10 protein-coding genes are annotated in these 7,242 nt (G+C 62.6%); 1 reads left to right on the top strand and 9 read right to left on the bottom strand.

What is annotated here, in order from left to right; translation table 11 throughout:
* From pth to ABWP50_RS08260, 6 genes are all read right to left on the bottom strand, one after another.
* Positions 1–332 (bottom strand): aminoacyl-tRNA hydrolase (gene pth / locus ABWP50_RS08285; protein WP_353217525.1); only part of this gene is annotated, 332 nt, incomplete at its 3' end.
* Between the two features lie 66 nt (positions 333–398).
* Entirely contained in the window at positions 399–1,001 is a 603-nt protein-coding gene (locus ABWP50_RS08280) for a 50S ribosomal protein L25/general stress protein Ctc (protein WP_353217524.1), read from the bottom strand.
* A 269-nt stretch (positions 1,002–1,270) separates the two neighbouring features.
* Complete coding sequence (locus ABWP50_RS08275; RefSeq protein ID WP_353217523.1) at positions 1,271–1,654, bottom strand: hypothetical protein; 384 nt, start codon at positions 1,652–1,654, stop codon at positions 1,271–1,273.
* Positions 1,651–2,520, bottom strand: a complete 870-nt coding sequence (locus ABWP50_RS08270) for a TraB/GumN family protein (RefSeq protein ID WP_353217522.1) — start codon at positions 2,518–2,520, stop codon at positions 1,651–1,653. Before ABWP50_RS08270 ends, ABWP50_RS08275 begins: the two co-directional genes overlap by 4 nt.
* Positions 2,521–2,555: 35 nt before the next feature.
* A complete protein-coding gene (locus ABWP50_RS08265) occupies positions 2,556–4,079 on the bottom strand; it encodes an acyl-CoA synthetase (protein WP_353217521.1) in 1,524 nt (507 codons plus the stop codon).
* Between the two features lie 24 nt (positions 4,080–4,103).
* On the bottom strand, positions 4,104–4,700 hold the full coding sequence (locus ABWP50_RS08260; RefSeq protein WP_353217520.1) for a Pr6Pr family membrane protein: 597 nt from the start codon (positions 4,698–4,700) through the stop codon (positions 4,104–4,106).
* 171 nt (positions 4,701–4,871) lie between these two features.
* Here ABWP50_RS08260 and ABWP50_RS08255 point away from each other — a divergent pair, with 171 nt between their 5' ends.
* Entirely contained in the window at positions 4,872–5,201 is a 330-nt protein-coding gene (locus ABWP50_RS08255; protein ID WP_353217519.1) for a DUF6481 family protein, read from the top strand.
* Positions 5,202–5,250: 49 nt separating this feature from the next.
* Here the strand turns inward: ABWP50_RS08255 and ABWP50_RS08250 are convergent, their stop codons facing one another.
* From ABWP50_RS08250 to ABWP50_RS08240, 3 genes are all read right to left on the bottom strand, one after another.
* Positions 5,251–5,784, bottom strand: a complete 534-nt coding sequence (locus ABWP50_RS08250; RefSeq protein ID WP_353217518.1) for an adenine phosphoribosyltransferase — start codon at positions 5,782–5,784, stop codon at positions 5,251–5,253.
* Between the two features lie 96 nt (positions 5,785–5,880).
* A complete protein-coding gene (locus ABWP50_RS08245) occupies positions 5,881–6,693 on the bottom strand; it encodes a cytochrome c1 (RefSeq protein ID WP_353217517.1) in 813 nt (270 codons plus the stop codon).
* Between the two features lie 12 nt (positions 6,694–6,705).
* On the bottom strand, positions 6,706–7,242 hold a 537-nt coding region (locus ABWP50_RS08240), incomplete at its 5' end, for a cytochrome b family protein (RefSeq protein ID WP_502951010.1).

Genomic DNA, 7,242 nt, shown 5'->3' with positions numbered 1-7,242 from the left:
CCCGCCGCGCCGCCGCCGTGCTTGATGCGCAGCTTGAACGGCGCGAGATCAAGCTCATCATACAGCACGGTCAACGCCGCCGCCGGATCGATCTTGAAGAAGCGCACCGCCTCCGCAACGCTGCGGCCGCTGTCGTTCATGAATGTCGCGGGTTTGAGCAGCAGCACGCGTTCGCTGCCGATGCGGCCTTCGGCGGCAAGGCCCTGAAAGCGCGGCTTGAACGGGCCGATGGCCCAGCGCGCCGCGATGGCGTCAATCGCCATGAAGCCGATATTGTGCCGGTGCAGCGCATATTGCGCGCCGGGATTGCCGAGACCGGCAATGATCTGCATCGCCGGCTAGCCCCGATCTAAAAAGCGTGGGCCGCCCCCTGCCGTGGCAGGGCGCGGCCCGGATGCTCAGGCTGTGGCGGTTTCTGCTTCACCGCTGCGCATTGCCTTAGGCGCAACGATGGTGGCGATGGTCAGGCCGGTTTCCCGGCCGTGCGGCTTCACGCCTTCCGGCAGCGCGACATCGCCGATGTGGATCGATGCGCCGATGGCCAGGCCAGCAACATTCACCGTCACCTCATCAAGGATGTTGTCGGCGGGGCAATCGAGCTTCACTTCGTGGGCAACGATGTTCAGCATTGCGCCCATCTTTATCGCAGCCGATTCGTCCTGGCCTACGAAATGCACCGGCACCGTGACGGTGACCATCGAGCTGCCCGTCAGACGCAGGAAATCGACATGGATCGGCCGATCGCTGACCGGGTGAAACGCCACATCGCGCGGCAAGGTGCGGATGATGGCACCATCCAGCTCCAATTCGACGACAGCGCTCATGAAATGGCCGGTGGACAGCAGCCGCACCAGAATCTTTTCTTCAACATGGACTGTGGTTGCGGCTTCACCCGCACCATAGATCACGGCTGGGACTCGGCCTTCGCGGCGGATCGCGCGGGAGGCTCCCTTGCCTGCCTTGGCGCGAATTTCGGCCGCGAGCTTCACGGTAATGCTCATTGCTCGCTCCTGATTGTGTATTCGAGGGCCGCCCCGCCTCCAGGGATGCGAAAATGGGTGCGACCACGCGAACGGGGGCGCTTAAGCGAAGCGGCGGGAAAAGGCAAGCATTGCCGCAGCGCCGGCCGCAGCAGCGCACCAGTTTTGACAGTTTTTACGATTCTGGCGCGTTAAAGAACTGAAATCGCGCCAAAAACTTCAAAGACCGGAATGATATCAATATTTTCCAAACATAGCAGCGCCGGCCAGTGTAGGACAGGCTGTCTGCATCAGAGCCGGGGGTCGTCGGTATAGCCTTCGATCTTTACCACGCCAGCCTCATGCATCAGCACGAACTGCTCGTTCACCGGCCCGTTAACATAGCGCGCCTGCCAGTTGATACGGGTGCGGCCCTCATGCCGGTCGATTGGTCCGGCATGTCCATCGATATACCGGCCATGGCGCTGCATCAGCTTGGCAAAGGCGCGCGCAGTGCCGACACCGGGCCGCAATTCGCGCGTCGACCGGGTGAGCAGAGCGTCGATCGCCGCGATATCCTGCGCATTCACCGCGCTGTGAAACTGCGCAACCACCGTCTGCGATTCTTGCTTGTCCGGCGCATTGGTGCAACCCGTGATCGCCAGCAGCACCAACATCGGCAACAGCCGCGTCATTCCACCCGCCGCACCGTCAGGCCGCGCGCTTGCAGCAGTGCAATCAGGCTGCCCGGCCCCGCCAGATGGGCCGCGCCAACGGCCACAAACACCTGCCCTGGCTGGTCCCGGCGCGCTGCCACCCAATCCGCCCACGCGGCATTGCGGCGCGTGAGCAGGGCAGCCTCCAGCTCGGCCGACAGGCTGCCATCGTCAAACTCCACTCGGATCCGCTCGACATCACCGGCCAGCCATGCCTTGAGCAGCGCGCGGATTTCCTCCTGCGCCGCGCCGGCATCGCTCACTGTCGATCTCAGCAACAGGCGTTGTTCCGTTTCAGGCAGCGCATCGAACAGGCCTAGCTGATATTCTGCGGTTTCCAGACCGGTGACCGGCTTGCCGGCTGCAACGGCCATGCCGATCAGGCTGCGATCGACACCGGCGGCGGGATCGATACCGCTGCGCGCCAGATCCGCTGCCAACAGGCTGATGGCCGCCAGCCAGGTTTTCAGGCGATCGAGGCTGTCAGCGGACAGGCCCAAGCTGCCCAGGATTTGCGCCAGCGCCGGGCGCAAGGCAGGCGGCAGCCGGCTGGCCAGCGGCAACGCATCAGGCAGCAGCCCCGTGCGCTGCACGGCGGCGGCCATGACAGCCGGATCGCCGCTATCCGCCACTTCCACCACCAACAGGTCTGCGGCGGTGAATGCGGTGCGTGCGGCCGGGCTGAACCAATCCTGCCCAGGCGGCAGCGCGTGCACCGTACCATAAAGCGTGATGTGCCCCCGCCCGTTCAACTGGCCGCCTTCCACCACCCACATCGCGGGAGCGGCAAGGGCGGGCGCCGCTAGCAGCAGCGCAAGCACCAGACGGAAGAAACGCATTGCCATGCCCCGGCATAACAGGCCGGGCGAGCAGAGCAAGATCAGCCGACTTTGGCCCAATATTCATCCTTCAACAGCCGCTTGTAGAGCTTGCCGGTATCGTGCCGGGGCAGTTCAGCGCGAAAATCGATGCGTTTGGGGCATTTCACATGGCTCAAACGCCCGCGTACGAATTCGATCAGTTCCGCCTCCAGCTCAGGCCCGGCACGGGCCATGTCGCGCGGTTGCACCACCGCATGCACGGCTTCGCCCATCAATTCATCGGGGATGCCGAACACCGCGACATCGGCCACTTCGGGATGCAGAGTAAGCGCGCTTTCGGCTTCCTGCGGATAGATGTTCACCCCGCCGGAAATGATCATGAACGCCGCGCGGTCGGTCAGGAACAGGAAACCATCTTCATCGACATGGCCGATATCGCCGAATGTCGCGCCATGATCGCTCATAACGCTCGCGGTTTTGGCGGGGTCATTGTGGTAACTGAACGATCCGCCGCCGTGGAAGAAGATCCGCCCCGTCCGGTTCGGGCCAAGCAGATTGCCATCATCATCGAGCACGCGGATTTCGCCGAGGATAGCTTTGCCAACAGTGCCGGGCCGCGCCAACCACTCCTGCGGCGAAACTGCCGTGAAACCAGCCCCTTCGGTGGCGCTGTAATATTCGTAGATCACTGGCCCCCACCAATCCAGCATGGCGTGCTTCACGTCCACCGGGCACGGCGCGGCGGCATGGATCGCCACTTTCATCGACGACAGATCATGACGGGTGCGCGCATCCGCGGGCAGTTTGAGCATGCGCACAAACATCGTCGGCACCAGTTGGCTGTGGGTGATCGCAAAGCGTTCGACCAGCGCCAGATAGGTTTCCGGATCGAACCTCTCCATCACCACCACGGTGCCGCCGAACTTGTGCACCGCCATGCAATAGCGCAGCGGCGCAGCATGATAGAGCGGGGCCGGCGACAGATACATCATGCCCGGCGCAAACTGGTACAGCGCCGCCACCAGGCCAGACAGGCCATCCACCTGGTCGATCGGCCCTTCCGGCAGCGGCCCGCGCACGCCCTTTGGCCGGCCGGTGGTGCCGCTGGAATACAGCATGTCGCGACCGGTGCTTTCATCGGCGATGCGCGTGATCGGCAATCCAGCCACGGCATCGGCCAGTCGCACGCATCCGGCGGCACCAGCGCCGGTGCATAGCCGCGCGCCGAGCGGCAATCCAGGGGTGGCCGCCACTGCGATCTCCGCCAGTGCCGGCGAACAGAAGATCACTTTCGCACCGCAATCCGCAGCGATGTAGCCGGCTTCATCGGCGTTCAGCTTGGTCGACATCGCCACAAAAATCAGGCCCGATCGCTGCGCTGCCCAGCAGATCGGCAGATAATCGATCTCGTTGGTCATCAGCAGCGCAATCGTATCGCCGCGCATCAGGCCAAGCCCGCGCAACAAATGTGCAACGCGATTGGATTCCGCCTCAAGCTGGCCATAGCTGAGCATCTGGCCGCTGCCGGCCATGATGATTGCCGGCGTATCCGCCTGCGCTGCGGCGTGGTGAAATGGATGCATCTTGTCCTCCCCAGGATTTCGGCTTCAGGCCAGTTTGCGTCGGTCCCAGCCGATCGCCATCGCCATCAATCCGGCAAACAGCGCCGAAAATCCGATGATGTTCACGGTCGTCTGGGCCCAACCCAGCAGGCTGACATCAATGAAGAAATAGGCATAGTGGCCGGTTGTTGCCCCCATCCACAGCGCAAATGCGCAATAGGCCAGGGGCAGCGGCAACACCGCCGCCAGATGCCGCCACGCCAGCAATCCCGCCGGGCGCAGCCAAAGCCACCATCCCGCCCACGCCAGCGGCGATATGATGTGGAAAATCATGTTGATGATCTGCCGCGGCAAGGTTGGCGGCGGATTCAGCCCGGCCAACAGCGTGTTGTAGACAATGCCGACGACGATGATCCACACCGCGCTTGCGGCCAGCAGGGCCGGATGCGCCAGCCCTGCCGCGCGGCCGTTGAACCCGGCGTGCATAGCAATCAAAGCCACTGCCGTGTTGGTCCAGATGGTGAACCAGCCATAAAACAGGACAAGCTCCGTTGCCGGGTGGCTCGCGCGTTCGGCAATGTTCAACGCATATTGCGCAAGCAGCGCGGAGCCAACCAGCATGGCGATGCCCGCAGCTGCCATGCGAACCCGCGGCAGCAACGGTCGAGACAGAGCGGGCGTAACCATCCTGCTATTGCTACCGCAACGCTGGGGCGGCGCAAAGCCTGTTGGCATTAAGGGGAAAGGCGCTGCTCCCGTCACAGCGAATGCCTTGAGTGTTGCGGCCTGCCGGCAGAGCGGTTAAAGCGGCGCATGTTCAAACTTCCAGACCACAACGACCGCGCCAAGACGGCGGCTGACGCACGCAAGGCCAAGCTCGAAAAATTCAAGCAAGCTGCCCCGCCCAGCGAAGAATCGCTCGCAGCCAGCAAGGTGCGGGCCGAAAAGCGCGCCCAAAAGGAAGCCGAGGCCAAGGCTGCCCGTGCCGAGCGCGCGCGCGAACAGGCCGAGGAAAAGAAAACCCGCGAATTGCAGCGCGAAAAAGCCGCCGATCAGGCACGGCTGGACGCGATTTCGCGGGATGCGGCCCAGAAAGCCGCCCGCGACGCGCGTTATGCGGCCCGCAAGCAACGCGTGAAATAAGCGCGGCGCGCTGGCTCACGCCAGCGTGCACCGGGCAGGCACGCGCACATCAGGCCCCGGCAAATTCCATTTGGGCATGCACTGCTACGCCGGCGGCGCGCAATCGCGCCCCGCCGCCCAAATCAGGCAGATCAATCGCAAATACGGACTGCGTGACCACGGCGCCGGCACCACGCAACAATTCCACAGCCGCCAAAGCCGTGCCGCCGGTGGCGATCAGATCATCCACCAGCAACACCTGCTGCCCGGCGCGCACCGCATCGTCATGCATTTCGATGCGATCGATGCCATATTCCAGCGCATAATTAATGCCCACAACGCGCCCGGGCAGCTTGTTCTGCTTGCGCAGCAGCACCAGCCCGATGCCCATTGACTGCGCCAATGCCGCGCCGAAGATGAAACCGCGGGCCTCGATGGCGGCGACGCAGTCAGGCAAATCGGTGATGCTGGCCGCCATCTGTGCGATGCACTGGGCAAAGCCCGGCCCGTTCAGCAGCAGCGTGGTAATATCCCGAAACAATATGCCGGCGTGGGGATAATTCGGGATGGTGCGCACCAATGCGGCCAGATCGATGTCGCTCACCTTGTCCTCCCCCACGGCCAATACAGCATAAGAAAAAGCGGCGGCCTCCTAACATGGAAGCCGCCGCAAATTCGCACCAACAGCTTGCACGCTGTTTTATTTCACGTCGGCCCAAACCTTGCGGTAGGTCAAATAGCCCAGCCCGGTCATGACGATCAGGAACAGGATGACCGCGACGCCAGTTTCCTTGCGGTTTTCCAGCTTGGGTTCGGCCGTCCACGTCAGGAACGCGGTTACGTCCTTGGCATATTGGTCGGCCGTTGCCGGCGTGCCGTCGGTGTAAGCCACCTGGCCATCACCGGCGAGCGGCGGCGGCATGGCGATGTTGATGCTGTGGAAATACGGATTGTAGTAAAGCGTTTCAGGCTTGGTCCAACCCTTCGGCACATCATCGGAATAGCCGGTGAGCAGCGAATAGACATAGTTTGTGCCGTCCGGACGCGCCTTGGTCATCAGCGACAAATCCGGCGGGTTGGCACCGTTCTGAGCAGCGCGCGCCGCAGCCTCGTTGGCATAGACCAATGGAAACTTGTCGGCGCCTGAAGCCTTACGCGTAGTCGGCTCACCGTTGCCATCAATTGAAGGCACTTCATATTCCGCAGCGATCGTCTTGATCTGGCCTTCGTTGAAACCAAGACCAGCGAGATCACGAAATGCGACACGGTTGATCGAGTGGCAGGCCGAACACACTTCCTTGTACACTTGGAACCCACGCTGCAGCTGGGCACGATCAAACGTGCCAAGGATGCCGATATTGCCAGGGCCGTTGTGCGCCCATTCCATGTGCTTGGGATGCTTGAGGAGCGATTTGGCCATGTCTTCGGACACTGCATCGCGGGGGGCGATAGCCCCCCACAGCGCATTGATCACAAACAGTAGGCCGATGGCGAGAGCGCCGAGACGGATCATTATGGCTTTTCCTTACTCAGCGGGCTGTGCAGAATATGCACCGCCGGCCTTGGCACCACTGGTCTTGCCATATTTGGCCAGCACGGCTTCAGAGATCGAACTCGGCAGCGGCGTGGTCTTCTCCAGCTTGGAGACGATCGGCAAGATGATCAGGAAGTGAGCGAAATAATAGGCAGTGAGGATCTGGCTGGCCCGCAGATAGGGCTCTTCGGCCGGGGCACCGCCGCACACGCCCAAGGCCAGTGCGACTGCCACAAACACCCAAAACAGGATGCGCGACAACGGGCGATAGCTATTCGACCGGACCGGCGACGTGTCCAGCCAAGGCAGCAAGAACAACAACAGGATCGAAGCGAACATGGCGAGCACGCCCCACAGCTTTGCCGGCACGCCGAGGAAATCGGCCGTGAAGGCGCGCAGGATGGCGTAGAAGGGCCAGAAATACCATTCCGGGACGATGTGCGCCGGCGTGGAAAGCGGGTTGGCCGGAATGTAGTTGTCGGCTTCACCAAGGCTGTTCGGCATGAAGAACACGAATGCCGAGAACAG

This window comes from Sandarakinorhabdus sp. (assembly GCF_040398645.1).
Classification (GTDB): Bacteria; Pseudomonadota; Alphaproteobacteria; order Sphingomonadales; family Sphingomonadaceae; genus Sandarakinorhabdus.
This window is presented reverse-complemented; position numbering and strand designations above follow the sequence as displayed.